This is a genomic window from Sphingomonas sp. GC_Shp_5, from assembly GCF_026540855.1.
Lineage (GTDB): Bacteria > Pseudomonadota > Alphaproteobacteria > Sphingomonadales > Sphingomonadaceae > Sphingomonas.
The window spans coordinates 36,392-55,779 of the sequence record NZ_JALNUP010000009.1 but is presented as its reverse complement, the minus strand read 5'-3'; the positions used below and the strand labels follow the sequence as shown (position 1 = coordinate 55,779).

32 protein-coding genes are annotated in these 19,388 nt (G+C 63.3%); 8 read left to right on the top strand and 24 right to left on the bottom strand.

Going from position 1 to position 19,388, the window contains the following annotated elements:
- Positions 1–13: 13 nt before the first annotated feature.
- Positions 14–664, bottom strand: a complete 651-nt coding sequence (locus tag OXR60_RS09135; RefSeq protein WP_267395566.1) for a hypothetical protein — start codon at positions 662–664, stop codon at positions 14–16.
- Positions 665–1,099: 435 nt separating this feature from the next.
- On the opposite strand from OXR60_RS09135, the gene OXR60_RS09130 reads away from it, so the two are divergent.
- Entirely contained in the window at positions 1,100–1,579 is a 480-nt protein-coding gene (locus OXR60_RS09130) for a hypothetical protein (RefSeq protein WP_267395565.1), read from the top strand.
- Positions 1,580–1,718: 139 nt separating this feature from the next.
- On the opposite strand, the gene OXR60_RS09125 is transcribed toward OXR60_RS09130, so the two are convergent.
- Positions 1,719–1,946 carry a hypothetical protein gene (locus tag OXR60_RS09125; protein WP_267395564.1) on the bottom strand — a complete coding sequence of 76 codons (228 nt, stop codon included), beginning with the start codon at positions 1,944–1,946 and terminating at the stop codon, positions 1,719–1,721.
- The gene (locus tag OXR60_RS09120) at positions 1,936–2,439 is read right to left on the bottom strand and encodes a hypothetical protein (RefSeq protein ID WP_267395563.1); all 504 of its coding nucleotides are present in this window, start codon (positions 2,437–2,439) and stop codon (positions 1,936–1,938) included. Before OXR60_RS09120 ends, OXR60_RS09125 begins: the two co-directional genes overlap by 11 nt.
- 699 nt (positions 2,440–3,138) lie before the next feature.
- Here OXR60_RS09120 and OXR60_RS09115 point away from each other — a divergent pair.
- Positions 3,139–4,137 (top strand): hypothetical protein, encoded by a 999-nt coding sequence (locus OXR60_RS09115; protein WP_267395562.1) that lies wholly within the window; start codon positions 3,139–3,141, stop codon positions 4,135–4,137.
- A 28-nt stretch (positions 4,138–4,165) separates the two neighbouring features.
- Here the strand turns inward: OXR60_RS09115 and OXR60_RS09110 are convergent, their stop codons facing one another.
- From OXR60_RS09110 to OXR60_RS09080, 7 genes are all read right to left on the bottom strand, one after another.
- Positions 4,166–4,417, bottom strand: a complete 252-nt coding sequence (locus tag OXR60_RS09110) for a hypothetical protein (RefSeq protein ID WP_267395561.1) — start codon at positions 4,415–4,417, stop codon at positions 4,166–4,168.
- Positions 4,411–5,415 carry a hypothetical protein gene (locus OXR60_RS09105; protein ID WP_267395560.1) on the bottom strand — a complete coding sequence of 335 codons (1,005 nt, stop codon included), beginning with the start codon at positions 5,413–5,415 and terminating at the stop codon, positions 4,411–4,413. Before OXR60_RS09105 ends, OXR60_RS09110 begins: the two co-directional genes overlap by 7 nt.
- Entirely contained in the window at positions 5,412–6,845 is a 1,434-nt protein-coding gene (locus tag OXR60_RS09100; RefSeq protein WP_267395559.1) for a DnaB-like helicase C-terminal domain-containing protein, read from the bottom strand. The genes OXR60_RS09105 and OXR60_RS09100 overlap by 4 nt, the downstream gene beginning before the upstream one ends.
- A gap of 193 nt (positions 6,846–7,038) precedes the next feature.
- Entirely contained in the window at positions 7,039–7,245 is a 207-nt protein-coding gene (locus OXR60_RS09095) for a hypothetical protein (RefSeq protein ID WP_267395558.1), read from the bottom strand.
- Positions 7,242–7,454 carry a hypothetical protein gene (locus OXR60_RS09090; protein WP_267395557.1) on the bottom strand — a complete coding sequence of 71 codons (213 nt, stop codon included), beginning with the start codon at positions 7,452–7,454 and terminating at the stop codon, positions 7,242–7,244. The genes OXR60_RS09095 and OXR60_RS09090 overlap by 4 nt, the downstream gene beginning before the upstream one ends.
- An 80-nt stretch (positions 7,455–7,534) precedes the next feature.
- Positions 7,535–8,650, bottom strand: a complete 1,116-nt coding sequence (locus tag OXR60_RS09085; RefSeq protein WP_267395556.1) for a terminase gpA endonuclease subunit — start codon at positions 8,648–8,650, stop codon at positions 7,535–7,537.
- Positions 8,619–9,194, bottom strand: coding sequence for a terminase (locus tag OXR60_RS09080; RefSeq protein WP_267395555.1), 576 nt, complete (start codon positions 9,192–9,194; stop codon positions 8,619–8,621). Before OXR60_RS09080 ends, OXR60_RS09085 begins: the two co-directional genes overlap by 32 nt.
- A gap of 141 nt (positions 9,195–9,335) precedes the next feature.
- On the opposite strand from OXR60_RS09080, the gene OXR60_RS09075 reads away from it, so the two are divergent.
- Both OXR60_RS09075 and OXR60_RS09070 read left to right on the top strand, forming a co-directional pair.
- Complete coding sequence (locus OXR60_RS09075; RefSeq protein ID WP_267395554.1) at positions 9,336–9,848, top strand: hypothetical protein; 513 nt, start codon at positions 9,336–9,338, stop codon at positions 9,846–9,848.
- A 144-nt stretch (positions 9,849–9,992) separates the two neighbouring features.
- Complete coding sequence (locus tag OXR60_RS09070) at positions 9,993–11,042, top strand: DUF4062 domain-containing protein (RefSeq protein WP_267395553.1); 1,050 nt, start codon at positions 9,993–9,995, stop codon at positions 11,040–11,042.
- Here the strand turns inward: OXR60_RS09070 and OXR60_RS09065 are convergent.
- The 14 genes from OXR60_RS09065 to OXR60_RS09000 all read right to left on the bottom strand — a co-directional run bounded on the left by OXR60_RS09065 (position 11,037) and on the right by OXR60_RS09000 (position 17,446).
- Positions 11,037–11,564: a hypothetical protein gene (locus tag OXR60_RS09065; protein ID WP_267395552.1), complete on the bottom strand. Its 528-nt coding sequence runs from the start codon at positions 11,562–11,564 to the stop codon at positions 11,037–11,039. The genes OXR60_RS09070 and OXR60_RS09065 overlap by 6 nt on opposite strands.
- 79 nt (positions 11,565–11,643) lie before the next feature.
- The gene (locus OXR60_RS09060; protein WP_267395551.1) at positions 11,644–11,841 is read right to left on the bottom strand and encodes a hypothetical protein; all 198 of its coding nucleotides are present in this window, start codon (positions 11,839–11,841) and stop codon (positions 11,644–11,646) included.
- A 1-nt stretch (position 11,842) separates the two neighbouring features.
- Positions 11,843–12,319 (bottom strand): hypothetical protein, encoded by a 477-nt coding sequence (locus tag OXR60_RS09055; protein WP_267395550.1) that lies wholly within the window; start codon positions 12,317–12,319, stop codon positions 11,843–11,845.
- A 97-nt stretch (positions 12,320–12,416) separates the two neighbouring features.
- Positions 12,417–13,160 carry a hypothetical protein gene (locus OXR60_RS09050; RefSeq protein ID WP_267395549.1) on the bottom strand — a complete coding sequence of 248 codons (744 nt, stop codon included), beginning with the start codon at positions 13,158–13,160 and terminating at the stop codon, positions 12,417–12,419.
- A gap of 6 nt (positions 13,161–13,166) precedes the next feature.
- Positions 13,167–13,361 (bottom strand): hypothetical protein, encoded by a 195-nt coding sequence (locus OXR60_RS09045; RefSeq protein WP_267395548.1) that lies wholly within the window; start codon positions 13,359–13,361, stop codon positions 13,167–13,169.
- Positions 13,362–13,363: 2 nt separating this feature from the next.
- Positions 13,364–14,341, bottom strand: coding sequence for a DUF2303 family protein (locus OXR60_RS09040; RefSeq protein WP_267395547.1), 978 nt, complete (start codon positions 14,339–14,341; stop codon positions 13,364–13,366).
- 18 nt (positions 14,342–14,359) lie between these two features.
- The gene (locus OXR60_RS09035; protein ID WP_267395546.1) at positions 14,360–14,785 is read right to left on the bottom strand and encodes a hypothetical protein; all 426 of its coding nucleotides are present in this window, start codon (positions 14,783–14,785) and stop codon (positions 14,360–14,362) included.
- The gene (locus tag OXR60_RS09030) at positions 14,778–15,023 is read right to left on the bottom strand and encodes a hypothetical protein (protein WP_267395545.1); all 246 of its coding nucleotides are present in this window, start codon (positions 15,021–15,023) and stop codon (positions 14,778–14,780) included. Before OXR60_RS09030 ends, OXR60_RS09035 begins: the two co-directional genes overlap by 8 nt.
- Positions 15,023–15,640: a hypothetical protein gene (locus OXR60_RS09025; RefSeq protein ID WP_267395544.1), complete on the bottom strand. Its 618-nt coding sequence runs from the start codon at positions 15,638–15,640 to the stop codon at positions 15,023–15,025. The genes OXR60_RS09030 and OXR60_RS09025 overlap by 1 nt, the downstream gene beginning before the upstream one ends.
- The gene (locus tag OXR60_RS09020) at positions 15,610–15,810 is read right to left on the bottom strand and encodes a hypothetical protein (RefSeq protein ID WP_267395543.1); all 201 of its coding nucleotides are present in this window, start codon (positions 15,808–15,810) and stop codon (positions 15,610–15,612) included. The genes OXR60_RS09025 and OXR60_RS09020 overlap by 31 nt, the downstream gene beginning before the upstream one ends.
- Positions 15,811–16,431: 621 nt before the next feature.
- Positions 16,432–16,887 (bottom strand): hypothetical protein, encoded by a 456-nt coding sequence (locus OXR60_RS09015; RefSeq protein ID WP_267395542.1) that lies wholly within the window; start codon positions 16,885–16,887, stop codon positions 16,432–16,434.
- Positions 16,884–17,054 carry a hypothetical protein gene (locus OXR60_RS09010; RefSeq protein ID WP_267395541.1) on the bottom strand — a complete coding sequence of 57 codons (171 nt, stop codon included), beginning with the start codon at positions 17,052–17,054 and terminating at the stop codon, positions 16,884–16,886. Before OXR60_RS09010 ends, OXR60_RS09015 begins: the two co-directional genes overlap by 4 nt.
- Positions 17,051–17,212: a hypothetical protein gene (locus OXR60_RS09005; RefSeq protein ID WP_267395540.1), complete on the bottom strand. Its 162-nt coding sequence runs from the start codon at positions 17,210–17,212 to the stop codon at positions 17,051–17,053. Before OXR60_RS09005 ends, OXR60_RS09010 begins: the two co-directional genes overlap by 4 nt.
- A complete protein-coding gene (locus tag OXR60_RS09000; protein ID WP_267395539.1) occupies positions 17,213–17,446 on the bottom strand; it encodes a hypothetical protein in 234 nt (77 codons plus the stop codon). It lies immediately after the preceding gene.
- On the opposite strand from OXR60_RS09000, the gene OXR60_RS08995 reads away from it, so the two are divergent.
- The 4 genes from OXR60_RS08995 to OXR60_RS08980 all read left to right on the top strand — a co-directional run bounded on the left by OXR60_RS08995 (position 17,445) and on the right by OXR60_RS08980 (position 19,263).
- Complete coding sequence (locus OXR60_RS08995) at positions 17,445–18,167, top strand: S24 family peptidase (RefSeq protein WP_267395538.1); 723 nt, start codon at positions 17,445–17,447, stop codon at positions 18,165–18,167. The genes OXR60_RS09000 and OXR60_RS08995 overlap by 2 nt on opposite strands.
- Positions 18,168–18,184: 17 nt before the next feature.
- Positions 18,185–18,547: a hypothetical protein gene (locus OXR60_RS08990; protein WP_267395537.1), complete on the top strand. Its 363-nt coding sequence runs from the start codon at positions 18,185–18,187 to the stop codon at positions 18,545–18,547.
- A gap of 25 nt (positions 18,548–18,572) precedes the next feature.
- Positions 18,573–18,989 (top strand): HIRAN domain-containing protein, encoded by a 417-nt coding sequence (locus OXR60_RS08985; RefSeq protein ID WP_267395536.1) that lies wholly within the window; start codon positions 18,573–18,575, stop codon positions 18,987–18,989.
- 106 nt (positions 18,990–19,095) lie between these two features.
- Positions 19,096–19,263 carry a hypothetical protein gene (locus tag OXR60_RS08980; RefSeq protein WP_267395535.1) on the top strand — a complete coding sequence of 56 codons (168 nt, stop codon included), beginning with the start codon at positions 19,096–19,098 and terminating at the stop codon, positions 19,261–19,263.
- Positions 19,264–19,388: the final 125 nt, after the last annotated feature.

Sequence of the window (19,388 nt, the reverse complement as noted above, 5' to 3'; positions counted from 1 at the left end):
AGGCGGCCTCGCGTTAGCCGGCTCCGGCTCCGGCTTCTGCCAAGGCCGCCCGACCCTGACGAACGAACATCGATACCTCACTACGAAGCCGCTCGAGGTCGGCGATGCTGTTGTCTTCGCCAACACCCTCCAGCCGCTCTGCAATCCGCTCGGCTTTGTCAATCAAGCCTCCGTCGCTGGTGAGAAGAAAAGCCTTGTTCGCCCTCTCCAATGCCACAGCGCAATCGATCGACTTGGCCTCCATGGCGGTCTCTAGAAGGAAATCCTGAAAAGCGCCGGCCTCCTCGATCGTATCGAGCGCCTGGTTCAGCTTTGCCCGAAATCGGTCCTCGTTTCCTTCGTCGTACACCACCCAATCCGTCCGGGTGAAATCCGAAGGCGCCCTGGCCTCCTTCGACTTCACAATTATCAATGGCTTTCCGCACATAGCTGCGAAGCCAAGCTCCAGAGTTATATTTGCCATCGCGTTCGCCCGTGTCTTGTGTGAGAAGATCGCGACGGTGAAACCGGTAGCGCGGATCAGTCCTAAGATGCGTTCGAGGAAATCGCCGCCACCGGTGGATGCGTCAGCATCCTTGGTCGGGACATTACGGGCGGCGAAAACTTCCTGCACGATTTCCGCCATTCGGAGATCCACGGGCGGCGGATTGCCGATCTGACGCATTACGAACGCATGCCCGGGGTAAAGCCGCTTAGGCGGCGAGGAGAGAATGTCCTCCGATAAGGGCGAGAAGACGAGCGGCACTACTTCTTCCGCTTGGGCGGGATTGAAGCTTCGCGCACGCCCTTGTATGGCCCCGCGCTCTTTTTATGAGCGATGATCCGGCCGGTGTCGGTGTCGATCTTCACGTAGCGCTTTGTCACCGGGTTCAGTGCTTGGACTCGATCCCGGACGGCGCCCTTTCTACTTCCACTTCCAGTATTCTTGGCCACGTCGCGGTCCTAATCAGTTCCCGGTTCGGGGCGAACGGTTCCCAACGTTGCACCCAGCCGCTGATCGGGTACAACCCCCAAGTTCAAAAAAGTAGGGATGACCTTGATTGTCTCAATCAAGGCAGCGAGACGTTGGTGCGTTCCTCAACGTAGGATAAGGTGAGGCATGACATATGTCCCTGCCGAGTCGATTGACCTCATTGATCTGTTCAAGGCGGACGACGTTGAGCAGCCCGCGCTGTTCACCAGCGATCATGATGGGACGCGCATGATTCTCGCCGGCGGGCAAGCGGTATTCGTCGACGGCCGGGATCGCGGTCGAGCCCTCCAAGCTACTTCGCCGCAAACTTGGCGAGGCACCATCATTTCCGGCTTGTCGGTAGAAATTGATCCATGCTCAACTACGTTCGAGCGCCCTGTTCCGTCGGCGCTAAGCCTTCACCGCACAAGCAAGTCTCTTTTCCTCTACGGTGTCGCCAGCGACCGCGGTTTTTCGGATAGAATCAGCATCCCACTGAAGGAGGGACTCCCGGCTTCACCCGATCATCTAAGTGCTTACTTCACACGATGGCGGCTTGTTCTGGAAGTCAGAGGGGAGGCAATCTCCATCGTGGAGATTGATGCCGCTAAGGCCAGCGAAGCGTAATCAATGAGGCCCTGTGGGGCGTTGCCTATTTTCTTCACCGACCTGCTCGCGTTGGCTTGTGCCAAGCTGGCCGGAGCCTTCCGGCATCGAGGTGGGCGAGGTCGCGCTCTGCTCCTCCATCGCATCGTTCACGGCCGCCTCAATCCGCTTGCGAGGCTTCGCCCTCGGCGATCTCGCTTGACGGCGAGCCGATGAGATCGCCGTCCTTCGCCGGCTTGCCCGGCGCCGGTACGTTTCCGTTGCGGAACCGCGGGCGACAAGCTTGGAACCAACCTTTGGCGAGCGCGACACCGTGCTCGCCGGGAGCCGTGAACGGTGCGCGGATGCCGTTTCGGTCGCAGTTTTGCGGGCCGCGCTCATTGTTCATCGTCGATCTCCTCAAGGTCATTAAGTTGGCTTCCGTTCACGGCGGCGTCGACGTCGTCGAGGCTTATGGCGGCGAGTTCCTCCAGAGCGTCGTTCACTGCCGTCTCGATCCGCTTACGAAGCCGGTAGTCGGCACCGGCAATCCGAGCGCCCACAAGGCCAAGCCGCGATGTGACGAGCAAGACCATGGCCGTGATATTTGCGTCGACCTCGCTGCGGCTCACAACATCGCCACGCTCTTTGGCGTTCTTGCGCTCGAGCAGGTCGGCCTGCTCCTTTGCCAGACGGGCGCGTTCGGCCTCTAGGCTGCCGGGACGGGAACTATCACGCCCACCAGCTGCCGCTTGCAGATGCTCGATGTATGCCCCGCGGCAGGCATCCAGATCGTAGCCGCCGCGGCTGGCGGGCGCCGGCAGTATGCCCGCGTTCTTTAGTTTCGAGATGGTTTGCTGCGCGACGTAAAGATGCCGCGCAAGCTCAGCTTGCGTTGCCATAATAGCCTCCGATGATGAAGAAACTGGCGGATTTGTGCCAAATTGTCCGAATACTACCACGCCCCCCTATGGGTGGCTGTGGCTACGGACTTTCCGCGACTTCGCCTCCCGTACTGCTCAGACCGGCCGGAAGGACCCAAGGGCCGGTTCGGACTGATGCGGCAACGGTGCGCGTGTGTGCCGAATCGGAGCAACGGCCGATCAGCTCCGATTGCTGCTTGGCGAATCACCAGATCCGCGCAAGCGTCCTCTAGTTGCGAGACTCATCTCGCCTCACTGGAGGAAGTATGGCTTGGTACATCACCGGGACGAATGTCTCTGGAATCAGCAATAATGACGCCTTCGTTCCGCTTCATGGGCCCGGCGACCGCGTGGTCTACTCTGGGATATACAAGTGCCAAGGTTGCAATCGAGAGATAACCTCTAACAATGGCGACCCTTTCCCGCCTCAGAACCATCACCAACACACGCTCGGGCAAGGGGCAATCCGGTGGCGACTGCTGGTGATGACCAACACTGGCGGTCTTTGACCACGCTTTCGGCAAAGGCGCGACGAGTGCTGACCGGTCGGCTGCTGCGACGCCGCTCCTCAGTTTGCTTCGGATCACCAGCGCATTGAGCGCGTACCGCAGGAGGCGGCGGGGAGGAGTTTCAGACCGCTCGTTGAACGGGCTTAGCGTGCACCATCAGGAGCCTTCAATGAACGACTTAGATTGGGATCACTTGCCGCAAACGACCATGCCTCCCAGCACAACGGTGCAGGTGGTAGGTTTCGACAACGAGGAAGGCGCCAATGCTCTCGGTGAGGCCGTTCTGGCGGTTGTGAGCCTTGCCGGATCATTCATTGATCTATCAAGCTTGGACGGCGTAACGGTGGCTATCGACTACGACGGCGCACTGGCCGAACTTGACCGCGGGCTGCCAGGTCTCCGGCCGCTCACCCGCTCAAATACGGAGGAAATGCAGGGCGTTGCTATGTCTCCGGCGGTCATGCGCGATGGCGAGGTGCGTACTCACATTGTCCTCAATGCGCAAATGGTCGCGCCGTCAGTTGCCGAGCAATATGGTTGCGATTCCACGGACAAACCGATGTCTGTGGGGATCATCGCGCACGAGTGCGCGCACGTGCAAATAACCGCCGAGAAGGAGCGCTTGGTCCCTGATGCGCGGTTCGGCAACGTTATCGAAGGCTATGAACACGCAGTAATGTTCCAAATCGCCGAAGTGCTCTGGGATGAGTATGCTGCTTGCCGCCTCTCTGGGATGTTCGCTCGTCAGCAGAATGAGGCTCACGCGAGCACTGTTATGGCTACCGTTGTCGTGGCTCGGGATCGTTCTGACGACGCAATCCGCAGGTATCGAACACACGGCAACGTTGACCTTCTGATTGTAGAGGCAGGCCCTCCACTGTGTGCACCGGTCAAAGCGGCGGCTTACCTTCTGGGGGGGATGGATGCCGATGGCTTGGACTGGAGCAACTTTAAAGCCGTCCGCAACGCTCTCGAACAAGCTGGGTATGCCGATTTGATCGATAATCTTTATGCTGAACTGCGCCGCCTCTGGCAAACACGCTCCGAATGGTCGCCGACGCTCGACGTGTTTTCGGGTTTGGAGGCGATAGCACATGAAGTCTTCGCCTCAGGCGGCCTCTTCTTCAGCACGAATGAAGCCGGCGGGTGCTGGGTCGACGTTCCCTAGCTAGGCAAACGGGCAGCTCGCCCGAGTCTCAAGCTCGACCAAGCGGGATGACTGCGTCTAGCAGTCCCCCGCAATCGTCGTCGAATAGCACCGCACCCGCGACTGACAGCACGCTCAGCATGTCGTTCACCTTTGCCGCCGGCATGACGCCGCGCAGGATCTCTTGACAGGCCATCGCTGCGGCAATGAGGGTCAATGCCGCCGACTTTATATCACCGGCCTGCTCGACCGCGGCGTGGAAGAGCTTGGCTGTGTGATCGGCGTTCGTTTGGTTCAACATTGCCTGTTCCTCGTAGTTTTGTGCGGCTCGGTTGCAGCTCGGTCGGCCGCTTCTTGATCCATGCGCTCGATCCGCTCGCGGCCGCGACGCAGCTGGGCCAGCCTGGCTTCGCCGGCGGCGTGCTCCTCGCGGATCGCTCCATCGAAATACCCGAGCTTGAACGGCGGCTTGCCTGTTCGCTCCATCACCTCGCGGCCTACGCGCTCCACGATCGGGAGCACGTCGCGTTCGAGCTTCATATTGGACAGCGCCAGCCACTCGCTAACGATGTGGTGATCTATCGGCTTCCTGGTCATGCCAGCCGCCCTCATCACTGCCGCTACGCCGCTATCGGCAGCTTTCGTAGGTGCGGGGCTATGTCCCTGTCCCTGTCCCTTTACTGTCCCTTGCGATCGGGTCGCGATGGCAGTGGGAGTCGGGTTGCGATCGGGTCGGGATCGGGTTGCGATCGGGTCGGGATCAGGTTGCGATGCGCCGCCGGAGTTGTGCCGCCACTGACGCCGCGCGAGCTTGACCAGACTGCGCGATTGCGGAGCAAGATGGAACAGCAGCGCCGCGGCATCATCAATCGCCGCGTTGGCGCTGGCGAGGTCGGTATCGACCCCCCAACGCTTCGCATTGCCGGCCGCGCCGGACGCACGCTGCACAAGCTTCTCCAGCCATGCCTCCAGCGCCTTCTCCGCAACGACGGGATGGTAGAGCCGCCCATCGGCGCACTCGATCCACCCACGAAGCGCCGCCGGCTTGAGCGCCAGCCACGCGGCTCGGTCGCGTCCAAGCTCCGCGAGGCGCGCGAGGGCAGTGTCGTCGTTCGGTAGGCTTCCCGCCGGCACTTGGTGCCATGCCTTTAGCCATAGCGTCACACCGGCTCGCCATGCCCCATCGTCGGCAAGCGCGTGGAACTCCGACCCGAATAGCCGCCCCGGCTCGATCGGCATGAAGCCGAAGTCGCGGAGGTCGCAGTCGGTCGGGGTAAGGGGAGCCGGTAGCTCGGTCATGTCCGGCCTCCTGCGAAGAAGTCAGAACCGCGTACAGCTTGGTGCGCGGCGATGAAGTGGCAGTTGCGGCGGCCGATACGTCCTTTACGGACCTTGGCGCTGATAAGCTCCACGCGGTCGCGCGCCGCCGCCAGGGCGGTTTCCCAATCGGCCCGGCCCTTGTCGCCAGGATCGGGCTCGCTGCGCTCCAGGTAGTATTGCTCGCGATAGACGAACAGGATGGTGTCGGCGTCCTGCTCGATCTCCCCGCTGTCCCGCAGGTCGTGAAGCTGGGGGCGCTTGTCCTCCCGGCGCTCCACCTCTCGGTTCAACTGAGCGAGCAGCACCACGGCCACGTTCAACTCGCGCGCCAGCGTCTTTATCGTTCGGCTGACCTCGCTAACCTCTTCGTAGCGCTTCTGCTTGTTGCCGTCCGCGCGGACCAGCCCGAGATAATCGATGAACACGACGTCGAGGGTCGAGCCCTTGGCGACCAGCTGGCGCCGGTAGCGGCGGATCATCATGGCGAGGCGACCCACGCGTAAACCGGCGTCCTCGTGGAGGATCAGCGGCCATGCGGCGATCTGCTCGCGTGCCGTGGCCAGCCGCCGCTGGTCTTCTTCCGTGAACCGCCCCCGCTGGACGCTCTCATAGGTGGCCGAGCGGCCGTGCTCATAAATCAGGTCGGCGATAGCTCGCTTGGTCAACTCGCCGACGCTCATCTCTAGACTGACGAACAGCGTTCCATGGCCGGCCCGAGCCGCCGCCAGCGCGACGGATAGCCCCACCGCCGTCTTGCCCATGCTTGGTCGGCCCGCGAGGATCACAACCTCTCCACGGCGCATGTTGCCCGTCAGGTGGTTCCAATCGTCCAGCCCGGCGACCTCTAAGCCGCTCGGCGCCTCGCCTCGCGCCTCGGCCTCGATGTCGGCGAGGGTGCTGTCGAACGCCTGCGCCATGCTCGCGCTCTTGGCCGTGTGGTCGCGTTGGAGGGCGGCGGTAAGCTTGGCGTCGATCGCATCGGCCAAGGCCTCTACCGGCGCGTCCAGGTCATCGCGGGCGCTGGTCATCAACTCGGCGAGCCCATCATAGAGGCGGCGGCGCTTGGCGAGGTCGGCAACCTGCCGTGCGAAGTCCACCGCGCCGATCAGGCCCGCGCCGCTCCCCGTAAGCCCGGCAAGGTAGCCGACGCCCCCCAGCTGCTTGATGGCCGGATCGTGCTCGAACATGGGCCGGAGCAGGATGGGGTCGGCCCTCCGCCCGCCGGCGACCTCGCTGACGATCGCGGCAAACAGGCGCTCGTGCAGCGGCTCGTAGAAGTCCGGCGCTGCCACCAGGTCCGCCACCCTATCGACTAGCCGGTTGTCGATCATCAGCGCGCCTAATAGGGCGGCTTCTGTCTCTACGTTGCGCAGCGGTGCTGGTGCCGCGGGGCTCGCTCCCGCGATCATGACGACGGCCGATCAGCTGCGAGGAAAGCATCTCGCCAGGTAGCCCAGGCGCGCACGATGGCGACGTTGTGGGCGAGGTTCGTCCGCAGTGCCGGATCCGCCTCGATCTGCCGAACCAGAGAGGCATAGCGCTCGAACGCCGCCGGGGCTGAAGGGCACCCGCCGTTTACCAGCCGTAGGGATGATCCGCGCTTCATGCGCGCACCGCCAGCATGTCGAGGGCGTCTGCCATGTCGATCGCCGCCCGCTCGGCCTCCATCTCCGTCCGGTGGGACTCGAGCCGGCGCGTGATGTAGCCGAGCGCGATTGGGCCGACGCCTACCCCCCAACCGCCGCCGCGCCGCTCCATCAGCACTACGTCGAGCTGGTGACGGTGGGGGATTTTAGGAAGCGCCTTCACTCCGCGCCGCCGCGCGCAGCGGCCTCTTGGGCGGCAAAGTGCTTGGCGAGGGTCGATCGGCGGGCGCACACGATGGCCCCTTGCTTGAAGGTAGGCCAATTGCTTCGCGCGATCTGCCATTTGACCTGTGGGACCGTCAGCCCGACGTGCACCGCAATGGCGTCGAGACCGTACAGAAGGTCGGGTTCGTTGGTGGTCTGTTGCGTCACTGTTGCGTCACTCCTTGCGTCACAGCGCGGCCGGACCCGCGCAAACATCGGCAGATTTCTGCGGTTTTGCTCATCCCCGCTCATCTATCCGGCAGGCGAGAAAAAGGGCGCCGGAGCGCCCAGTTTTTGGCTGTTTTCCGCGGGTTTGAGCCTGCTGTTTGTCGGTTCACCACAACTCGGAGCAGGTTGGGATCCTTGCGGACCTCCATGAACTCGCGCGCGATTTCCAGCCATGCGGCGCCGGGGTGCTGGCTGTAGGCCGCCCAAATGTGGAAGGATCGATGCCGCGGGAACTGAGCCGGATTAGCGGCTCGCCACTCCCCGTTTTCGTCCATCCAAGGCTTCTCGGCCTCGTCGATCTCGCAACCGTTCTCGCACTGATACCACGCGCGAGTGGGGATCTCCTTGGGTGCCCAGCGGATGCCGGCGCCGGTGCCGTCGCCGAACACCAGCGTCTGCATATGCCCGCACTTCGGGCACGGGACGAAGCGGAACTCCTGGCTGCCCTGTTCGAACAGCGTGTCGATCCGGCTGAAGCCTTTGACCTTAGGCGTGGAGCCGGCCGCGCTGAAGCGCCGCGGCGAGGTCAGGTTGCGCTTGAAGGCCAGGCGGGCGGGGTCGCCCTCTTCCTTCGACGCCCAGGGGTAGCCGTCGCACTCCTCGAGGAACACGTCATCCGCGGTGACGCGCCGGAATTCCTTGGGGCTGTTCGCGCCCTTGATCTGGATCCAGCCGCCCTTGTAGCGCTTTGCCCGGATCTGGTTGTCGGCATGCCGCGGCTTGAACGTGGCCACCTTCCGGACCACCGGCCATTGCAGCACCGGGTCGAGATCGTCGCGGCTGAACTTCTCCGCGTCGTCGATCGTCGGCTGGTAGATCAGCGTCCGCGCCGGATCGAAGGCGATGCGCCAGGCGACGAAGCATTGCAGGATGGTCGAGTAGCCGATGCGGCTGCTCTTCCTCACCGATAGCTGCGAGGTCTGCGGGTCGGTGAACGCGTCGGCGATGTCCGCCTGGAATGGAAACGGTCGGATGCGCGCGCCGTCGTCGGAGCGGGCATGTTCGACCATGAACTTCGAAAGAGGCGGGCGCTCGCGCGGCATGCAGGCGGCGAGCCACCCGGCAGCGAGTGCAACGCCGTGCGCGCCGGGTGCGCGGTAAGGCTCAGGCGCCCCCTTCTTCTTCGGGCTCGCCATCGTCAAAGCCCCCGCCGCGCGCCTCCTCGATCCGCGTCATGCTCAAGTCGGTGAGGACGTTGTTGATCTCGGCGTCGATCCGAGTGCGGAGCTTGGTGTCGCCCTTGGCAACGCGTGCGCCGACCTGCTGCAACTGAGCGACGATCATGACGATTACGCCGGCGCCGGCCGCGACCATGTCGGGCAAGGAGGCCAGCTCGCGGCGACGCTCGGCATTGTCCATGCCCTTGGCGTCGGCCTGTTCCTTGGCGAGCCGCGCCTGCTCCTGTTCCTTGTTGAGCGTGCCGTCGGCTTCGGCCGCCTCGAACTTGCGAACGCGGTAGGCGACGAACGCCTCAACGTATTCTTCAGCGGTTGAGCCGGGGCGCGGCAGGTCGCCGGCCTGCATGCGGTCGCGAACCCAGCTGTCCGACATGCCAACAAGCCACGCAACGTCGGCTCGGGTGAGGGTGACGGCATCAATCGACAAAGTGCCGCCTCCCAAGTGCTGAAAGCCGCAGAAAACCGTGAGAAACACTGTCAAGGCGGCGGCACCATAGGCCATCTCGTGCCTAGCGACGTTTCGCGCCTTTGCCCCCCGTATCGGTCAGGTGACCCGGAAGGACCCAACGGTATAGGTTCATAACGACACTTTGATCGCAGAGCGGCTATGGACACTCACGCTCATCGAGGATGAAACAGTAGCATGGATCGACTATGGCATCTTGCGGCGACAGTTGACTGGCCGGCTACTGCGCAGATGTTGACAGCGGTGGCGGCGATTGCCGCACTCTTCGTTGCACCTTTACTGACGGCTCGCGCCTCACGGCGAGAACGACTGGCAGCTTCGCGGCAGACGTGGCTTGATGCCCTCCGCACCGACGTGGCAGGCGTGCTGTCGATCTGGACCAACGTCTTGGCACTTCGCGAGCATGCTAGACTCCGAGGAGAGCAAGAACCACTGACAACAACAGAGATGACCATGCGCGTCGACCAGCTGGCCTGGCAGATCCGACTGCGCTTGAATGTCTCACGACCGGACCAAGCCAAGCTGCAGGACGCCATAACTGAATTCTGCTGCTGCAGCGAGTTAACTGCGACATCTATGCCTCGACGCAATGTGTCTGAGGCGATGGATGTAATCGTGCAAGCTGTGTGGCACCAGATCCAGTTCGATCGTTTACCTCGCGAGCAATCAACCACGCGCGAGCCAGCTTGACCGGAAACAGCAAGAGCCGCAACACCGTCGGGCGGGGCTCTACCAATTGCCATTCGTATGCCACTTAGGTGCGCACCGATCAAGCGCTAATTGGGGTTGCGAAATAGGTTCGCCGTGGTGGAGGATGGAGCAGCAGGAGAGGTCATGTCATACACGATTAGGCATCAAGTGTTTATCAGTTCCACCTTTAACGACCTAAAGGACGAGCGAGCCGAGGTAATCCAAGCCATATGGGAACTAGATGGCATTCCAACAGGCATGGAGGCGTTTCTCGCGTCCAATGATTCGCAGTGGGATATAATAACGCGGGTGATTGATCAGTGCGACTATTATGTTTTGATTATAGGCGGGCGATATGGGTCAACTACACTTGACGGACTAAGCTATACTGAAAAGGAATACAACTACGCTAAAAAGATTGGGCTTCCGGTTCTTGCCTTTGTTCATGGCGATCCGGAAAGAATCCCGGTTGGCAAAGTGGACAAGGATCCTGTCAAGTCGTCTGCCCTAGCCTCTTTCCGGGAGGCAGTTATGCGGGCTCATCCTGTGCGATCTTGGACAACTGGATCTGAACTCGGAGGCCTGGTTTCGCGATCCTTGATCAAGGAGACGCGCTTGAACCCGCGGCCAGGCTGGATCAGGAACGATGGATCTTCGCCTGTCGCGCTGTTGGAGCAAATCAGCAAGCTTACTGAAGAGAACCAACGGCTTCGAGTAAACCTTGAAGCGGTAACAACCTCAGTCGACGAAGTTGATGATACACTTGAAAGGGGCGGCGACCAAATAGTCTTGAGCGGCTTTAGAACCCTTACTGGCACAGGAATCGTTTATCGAGAAGAGTTTGCTTGGAAAGCCGCCGCAACGTGGGACGATCTATTCAGAGACATTGGTCCAGCGCTGATCAACGAGACCTCTGAAGATGAAATGAAGGGTATTATATCGCGGTTCTCTGGCTGGGCCGAGGATCCGCCGGAGGGGCAATACGAGGTAGGAACTGCATACATCACACGTGAATGCTGGAACGAAGTTATCGTTCAGCTTAGGGCTCTTGGGTACGTTTCGCCCGGAACGAAAAAACGTGGTGTTAACGACAAGGCTAGTTACTGGGTCATAACGCAAAGGGGTGACGCACATTTGCTAACTCTGCTTGCACGGCGCAAGGCGCCGCTAAAATCGACAGAGGCAAAGTTATAGCCTGCGCCACATAGCGATGAGGCTGGCGGTGAACGCCACTGTCGTCTTTGCAGCGTCGACGGCCGATCGGCTGTTGCTGGCCAGTCGCGAACCCGCCGTGCCTGCTTCCTCGTCAAACCGGCAGACGTTCTCATAGACGTCCCAGTAGGGGCGCGGCGTGCGATCCTTCAGCCGTTGCAACTCGTCCAGCGCCTCCTGCTGCGACATCCCCTCGACCTGCTCGTCGACGACATCGCGGGTATGATCCACCGCACGCAACTGGCTGGCTGCCCTGATCCACAGCGACTGGGTATATCGAATCGCTCGCTGCTGGGGCTCCTCGAAAAGGCCAGCCCTATCGTTCGCGAACCAGCGCTCAACGGCGGTGCCGCCTCGGTTGATCAGCACGTCATAGGTCTTCATCTTCTCGCCCAGCTCACCACTGAGGTCGACGACCTTGCCGATGCTCATGTTCGGGATCTGCGCTTCGGGAACACCGATCGCGCGAGCAAGCTCGGCGGCCTTCTGCGCATCCGTCTTCATCGGCCTGTTCCGCCTGATGCGGGTGCTCTGCTTTGCCGTTCCCCGACCCATCGTTCCGTACTCCATCCGCCTTGTAGATTTAGATCAGCCTGCCGATAGGCCCGGCTATGCTGTGTTCGGCCGCGCGCTCAGCGGCGACCGCCGGTGGCACCCACTGCGCCATGATGCCGCCCTTGCAGTTCCAGCAGGGCAGGGTTGCCGGCGGCTCAGGATCGCGGTGCTCGTCGCGGGCGCCGCAATCGCAGAAATAGAAGGTGCGGCCTTCATGCCAGGGCACCTCATGCTGCCTCGGCCTGGTCGACGTCAGGCAGAGCCGGGGCGGCTACGTGGATGTACGAGGTCACCTCGCGAACCGGCGCGACGTATGGCTTGACCGGGCCGTGATAGAGCGCCCTCGACACGAACGAGCCGTCTGCCAGCCGACGCATGTGGCCGCGCTCCTCGGCGATCCGCTTCCACTGGTCGGGCACGTCACCGACCGGCTGCCCCTGCTTGAGATTCTCCAGCCAAGTCGCGAACATTCGGTCGGCGAAGTTCTCGCACTCCAGCAGCGCCTGCGCCTGCTCGGAACGCGGGGGCCGATATTCCGCAAGGATGTCGAGCATCTGCTTGGCAGTCGGGAACCAGTTGAAGCGCTTGCACGCCTCCCGGACCATGAAACCGAGCGCCTCGTCAGTCTGGCCTGCTAGCAGCGTGACGTATGCCGTGACGCGCAGTTCGCCTGCCTGCTCATCCTGGTTCCGACGCGGCAGCATTGCGTCGAGGTATTCAAGCCGCTTGACGACGCGAGCCGGGGACGCCGGGACCGGAACAGGCATAGTCGCCTCAGCCCAAGCAGCGATTACGCGACAATCAGCCAACGTTGCGGGCTTCAAGGTTCGCGGACGCGCGACGGAGGCCGCTGGTGAAGCCGTCGACTTGGCGATTAGCTGGCCCGCGATCTGTCCGATGTTCTGCATTGCGGTGATCCTTGGGAGGGATCAGGCCCTGGTAGTTGTTGAGGGTGGAGTGGCTCAGCACGGTGCCAGGCGGGTGCCCGTCCTCAGCCAGCAGCCGGAGCCGAGCTATCGCCTTGTGTCTGGCTGCGTCGGTCATCGGCTTACGGATCGATCGCCGCATATTTTCGAAGTCGGCCCACTCGTCAGCGGGAATGTCGGCGGGCAGGGCGAAGGCGGCGGGCTTGCCCGCGCTCTTCGGAGAAGACGAAGTCTTCGAAGAAGTGGTGGTTCTTGGCTGTTTGGGTGCAGGAGGTGCGGGGGTCGGCGCATCTCCTGCGGGGCGCATCTCCTGCACCGGTGCATCATGTGCGGGGGCGCATGAGGTGCGGGGGTGAACGGTATAGAGCACGCCTTTGCCGGGGCGCTCATCGCGCGTCAGGTGCCCAGCAGATGTGAGTGCCTTGACGGCGTTCTGAACAGCTCGCTCCGACAACTTCGTCTTCGCGGTCAGCCCCATCGGGCCGTTGATCCCTGGCCAGCACTGGGCGCGCTTGTCAGCCATGATGGCGAGCACCATCAGCACGCTCTGCTCGGGCGCGCTTATATTGCTCACCGCCAAAGCGGCACGGCAAAGATCAAAGCCGGTGACCAGCTCCACGATGACCTAGAACTCCACCGGCGTTGTCGCGATCTCGCGCAGCAGCTGAACCACCTTGGGGCGGGCGTGCTGAAAGCGCTTGGTTTCGGGCGGGCGAGGCCGGCGCGCGCGGGCGCGCGCGGCCAGGCTCACCTCGATGTCAGTGGCCAGCCGCCGCCTGCACAGGGCGGCGTGCCAGTGTGCGGGCAGCGGCCAGCGCACCGTCAGGCCTCCGGCGAGCCGAAGAAGACGCTGGCAGGCGTCTCCGCGTCGACACGGGCCACCGCCTCGGCGAAGGCATGGTCGAACGACCGGTCGGCCCGGTACAGGTCGAACCAGAACTTCACGCCCTCGGCCGTCTTCCGGTACCGCAGTCTTGCGCCGATGCGGTAGAACGGGCCCTTGTTGAAGATCGGGATGGCGATGAAGAACATCGTCGGCACCTTGATCGTGCCGCCGGTGCGGTTGCGCGTCTCGTGCTCGAGCGAGAAGCGGATGTGGCCCTCGCCGGACGCCAGGTTGGTAGCCTCCTCGACGTTGGCTTGCTCGTAGACCTTCAGGCCGCGCGAGAGCTCCACAAGGGTGGCGAAGTCGGCGATGCTCTCGGTGCCGCCGTTGACGTTGACGAACCGGAGCACATCGTCGGGGAACTCGTCGCCCGCGATCGCGATGTCGCCGATCCGATCTTCAAGGAACAGCGCGAACTGCCCCATGGTCATCACGGCGCCGTTGGCCTTGGTCCAGGCCTTCCATTCGTCGGAGAGAGGGAAAGCGAACGTCGTGCGGTGCTTGCCATGCCGATACAGGCCATGCTCGCCATCGGCGTCGGCCTCATGATAATCGAGCACCGCCGTCAGCTTGGGTGCCTCGCGGCGATCGTCGGCGAACACCGCGCTGTCCTGATCGCCGAACCGGTTCACATGCGCGATGAAGCTGTCGAGCGAGGTCATGGCGGCGCTGCCGCGGCGAAAGCGCGGATGGTCGCGGGCGACATCGAAGAAGTCGGCGGCCACCGGCCGGATATCGCCGCCGGCGCCGACGATCGCGAGCACCGTGATCCTCGTATCGGGATCGGTGACCTCGATGACGTTCGATTTCACCGTGTCGGTGATGAAATCGCGGGTCGCCTTGAACATCTCGCCGACGCCGGCCGCAGGGGCCGAGGGGGGCGCGGTCGTCGCGCCCAACAGTGTGTCATCCATCTGTCGTTCCTTCCTGGGTTAGACCGACCGCACGTCGCGGCCGGTGTTGTCGGCGACCACGCGGGTGCCGAAGAACACGCCCTGGTCGGGGCGATTGCGGGAGAGGCGGCCGTCATCGTCCGAAAACAGCAGCGTGCCGGGCTGGTCGGGCGTCGGCGCGGTGACCTTCATCACCGGCGTGACGACGTGCGCGCCGTTCATCATCTTGATGTCGAGCTTGATCGTGATCGAGCCCTTGGCCACGCCCTTGGCGTTGTCGGCGTGATCCTGGATCTTCTGCACCAGCTCGCGAAGCTCGGCCGATGCGTCCAGATCGAACTGGCCGTCATTGAGCAGGCGGATGGTGTCGGCGAGGGTGGCCGACGGCGGCGGCAAGCGGCTGCCATCGGCCGCTCGCGTCGAGAGAACTTCGCCCGTCGCCGGGTCGTATGCTTCATCAGGCATGGTGACGTCCTTCCTTGGTGATGGTGGGATCGCCTGCCGCCGCGCGGACGCTGCCCGGGCGCATGCCCAGGGTGTCGCCGAGGGCATTGGCGAGGTTGATGGGCAGGAGGTGCTGGCCGGCGCGCAGTTGGGCAGCGAGCAGGGCGTCACAGCCGCGCTTTGCCGCCTTCTCAAGCAAAGCGTCGGCGTAACGGTTCTCGATGCCGGGGCCAGTGCGCGGGAGGCTGATCCGACCCATCACAGCATCCCCGAGGCGACGCCGCCCAGCGTGAAACTGTGGTCCGCCTTGCGCAGGTCGGGCTTCGCCACCAGGGCGCCGCCATTGCGCACCCACTCAAGCTGGCGCTCGAAGGGCGTCATCGCTGCCAGCCGCTGGCGCTCGTCGCGGGCGATCTCTTCCTCGATCATCCGACGCGCCTCGGGCGCCCGGATCAACTGGCTATCCTTCAGCGCGCGGTAGCGGGCTCGGTATTCTGGTGGGCACCAAGCGAGAACGGTGTTCGTCCGCGCGCGGCCGGCACGCGCCTTCGCCTCTGGTGAGTTCGACCTGGCCGCAACATCCGGCCGGTGCAGCACCGTGGCGGCGACATGCCGGCCGCGCGCGCGGCGAGCCTCTATCTGATCGGGTGTCAGCTTCGCCGCAGTCCGCTGGATCCGCTCGGCCAAATCCTTCTTCACCTCGGGCCGCCCGAAGAATTCCTCCTGCGCGACCTTGCGCTTGGCGCTGATGGCGGGATCGGCGTTCAGCCGCCGCGCAGAGCACGGCTTGCACCGACCCTTGGAAAAGCGGCTGATCGGTGAGGGGCAATCGGAGCAAGTGCGGGTCATCGGCGCTGCTCCCACCGAGACCGGCAAGGCGTGCAGCGCATGATGCCGCCACAACCGCGCACCATCACATGCTCGTCGAGACATGCCTCGCAGTCGCCGCGGACGGGATCAGGGATGCGGGCCGCCGCGCGCGCCGCCGCGATCGACCGGGCGTTGTGCGCCTCGGTGAACGCCTGGGCTTCGTCGATGTGGTCCATCACGCGGGGATCCGCGCTGGCAATGGAAAAATCCGGCCGCGCTCACGCGATCTCCCCAGATGCGGATCGCGGCCGGAAGTCTCAATTTCGCGTACCGCGAAAGAGAGGGAGCGCCCAATTGCTGACTCGGGCGGCGGCGTTGTTACAGAATGTAACCGGTAATGCGAGCCGCGATTAGCGCGCGCAAAACAGCCAGTCGCGGCCTGGGAGGGGAGGGGCGCGCGACCGGCAGTGTTGCACACACCAGGCTGAACGGGACCGGAGTAATCCTCAGCCAGTACGGTACCTCTACCGCGATATTCTTGATTATTGGTAAAGGCGACGGGCTTCGCAGGCGGCACCCGGATTTGGCGGCTGTGCTGCGCAAAAGAGCCGGCCGCGCCACAGTAGCTCCCCAAGAGCGGGGCGCGGCCGGAAGGTGCTCCCCTCATGCAAGCAGGGAGTTTGGGTGCCCCAAAAGGAATAAGGGGCGCCGCGCCATTGGCAGAACCTTCAGCGGCATGCGAGCCAATTGTTAGCGCGCACATTGGTCCTGTCGCAGAACCAGCTTGCGCCGGCCCCGCGGGGGTGTTGACGTCCATGATGCTTGCTCCTGGCGGGCCGCGCCCGCTGGTTATGTCCTCAAGATGCTCGGCCGGCGCGCGACAGCGGAAAGACCGTCTCGATGATCAGGTCGGCCGCGTCGGTGACGCCGGGAAGCTCGGTATGGTCGAAACGGTTGTCGCTGGCGGCTGCGGCGATCACCGCCAGACCGCGCGCCACGTCGCCGACGACGGCGCAGGGCTGCATGCCTTCCGCCTCGTCGAGCGGCGCGCCCTGGTAACCTGCCGCGGCAAGGTAAACGTTCATCGCCCACTTCCCGAGGGTCACGCAGATGCTCAGCGCAGCCGAGGCGCTCGGCTCGCGCCCGTCGATGCGGTAGCCCTTGATCGTGCGCGCGTTGACGCCCGAGAGGCTTTCCAGCTTCTCGTCGGTCCAGCCGCGGCGCTGGGCGGTGCGAAGAATGTCCTGAAAGTCGTTGCGGACCCGATCAGGTCCGACAATCGCGCCATCAGCCGACGACGAAGGGCCGTTCATGCTGCATCTCCATGGTCATGGACAGCAGCAGCCTCGCTACCGCCGATAAGGGCATCAGATTGGCCGTCGCTCGGGCGATCGTTGCAGAAGCGAGCCACAAGGGCAGGCACCATGGCGAGAACGCCGAGCACGAAGCCGACCAGCAAGCCGGGGATCTGGTGGGTCATGCCGCCGCACTCCGCGAGTTGATGATAAGGGCCGCGCCGACCATCCAAACGACGCCCATGCCGTACCCAGCCATGAAGCCGTCGCCGAAGCGGCGCACGATCAGCGAAGCCGCCGCACCGGCAGCAACAATCGCAACGAGGAGCAGGAGAGAGCGCATCTACGCAGCTACCTGCTCAGACGCGGGATCGACGGTGCGCCGGCGGGCCGGGAAATCGGAAGTGCCCAGCGCGACGGCCTTGCGGCCAGCAATGCCGAGCAGCTTCTCGCGCCTCCACTCAGGAATAAAATCCGCTTTCTTCCAGCTCTCGATGGTGGTCAGTGGGAAGCCGGTGTCTCGTGCAATTTCTGCCGAGCCACCAAGCGCTTCGATGATCTGAGCTGCCGTTCGCATGAGCACCTACTACGATAAACGTAGCATCCGCGCAAGTGCCTCTACGAAGTTCGTTGCGGACAGGCACCAACCCACGCGGCATGACTTCGTGGTGCTTAGCTCCGCCGATCTCCTCGCCGCTCTCAAGCGGCTGCGCGATGAAGGGCGCACCACGAACGCTGCCCTGGGCCGGCTACTCGACCTGCCATCGTCGCGGATCGCTGAGATTTACGACGGAAAGCGGAAGGTCAGCGTCGACGAGGCCAAGCTGATTGTCGAGGAGTTCGGGCTAAACGGATCTCCGCCGCCGCCGCGCCCGGTCGATGATGACGACACCGCCGAGATCATCGCGCTCGACCTGTCGCTATCGATGGGGCCCGGCACCTTCATAGAGGATTTCGTTGACGGTGAGCCGGTGCGGATCAGCCTTGGATTCATCCAGGCGATCACCCGCACCCCCACCGATCGACTGCGGCTGGTGAAGGGAATCGGCGACAGCATGGAGCCGACCCTTCGCACCGGTGATCAGGTGCTGGTTGACATCAACGAGCGCCAGCTCTCCCGGATCAACGGCATCTACTGGATCGATTATCTGGGAATGCATGGGATCAAGCGTCTGCGCGCAGCCGGGCAAGGCAGGCTGCACATTGGATCTGACAACCCGCTGGTGCCCGACTTCGAGGTCGACGCCGCGGACGTGCGGATCGAGGGCAGGGTGATCTGGTTTGCGAGGGAACTGTGATCGCCGCGGTGCTCGCTATGCTGCTTCAAGCCGGCGCCGCCGACAGCTACACGCCGGCTGATCGCACGGACATACCGGCCGCCTTCCGGGGCCACTGGGCTCTTGACGCAAAATACTGCTCGGAGCCTGGCCCAGCAAGCGTGCACATCGGCGCTCGGCAGATCAACTTCTATGAGCGGCACGGCTTTCTCGACCTTGCTCAGCTGAACTGGGCATCCGATCCGCCAGGATTTTACGGCACATTCCGTTGGACCGAGCTGCTGCATTTCTCGTCTGGAGTCGTTCGGCTCGAGATTGATGCGGGCAAGCTGTTCATAACAGAGGCGGCCGATCCGGACGCTCCGACCAATAAGGTTGGGTGGTTGAAATGCACGCAATGACGGGGGGCGGTGCTGCCGCGCACCTGTGAAGGCGTTGTCCCTTTCGATCGTCGGCACTCAATATCCTAACAAGAAGGGGCCGACGCGCCGCTTCGAGCTTGAGCTGCTGAAGCCGGGTGAGCTGATCGAGTTGCGCCCTGAGCCTAAGAACCCCGCCGACGAGAACGCGATCGCGGTCTATTCCTGCCGTGGCGTCCAACTTGGCTATGTTGCGTCTGTGCGTGCGGTGCTGCTGATCGGCCAGTTCAAGGCCGGCGCCACCGTGCGCGCCGTGTTCCAGGGGTTCTCCGCTGCCGGGCCGTGGATCCGCGTCACCTTCGATGGGAGCGAGCCTGTCGTCGACCTCACCAACACCTCCCGCTTCACCGCGCCGCGTCATCCTGTTGAGCAGGAGGCGCCGGACGGCGACGGGTTCTGGCCGGATCCGATCTACGACGACTGATGCTACGAATATCGTATTGACTGCCTGCTACGAATAACGTAGCCATCCCTCATCAGCCTGAGCGCCGTGCCGTGCGGCCGCAGACGGTGATGAGGAGCTACCTGCCGTGCAGCAGCAGTTTTCATCTGGTCGGATATCATCGTTTGACGGGATGCTCGCAGAGGGCGTCGATCCGTTTGAACGCGCGCAGCAGATCGTCCCTTGCCGCCTGGGCATCCGGCAGCAGCCGGTGCGGTCGTTCGGTCGCGCCGTGCGCCGCGAGGTCCGCGCGTGATCAGGATCGACACCCGGCCGCGTAAGCGGAACAGCCATCGTGCTGATGAGGAGCGCCGGTTTCCGCAGCACCTCCAATGGCTCCGTGGCCGGCCGTGCCTGATCGAGGGAAGGGCAGGGCACGTC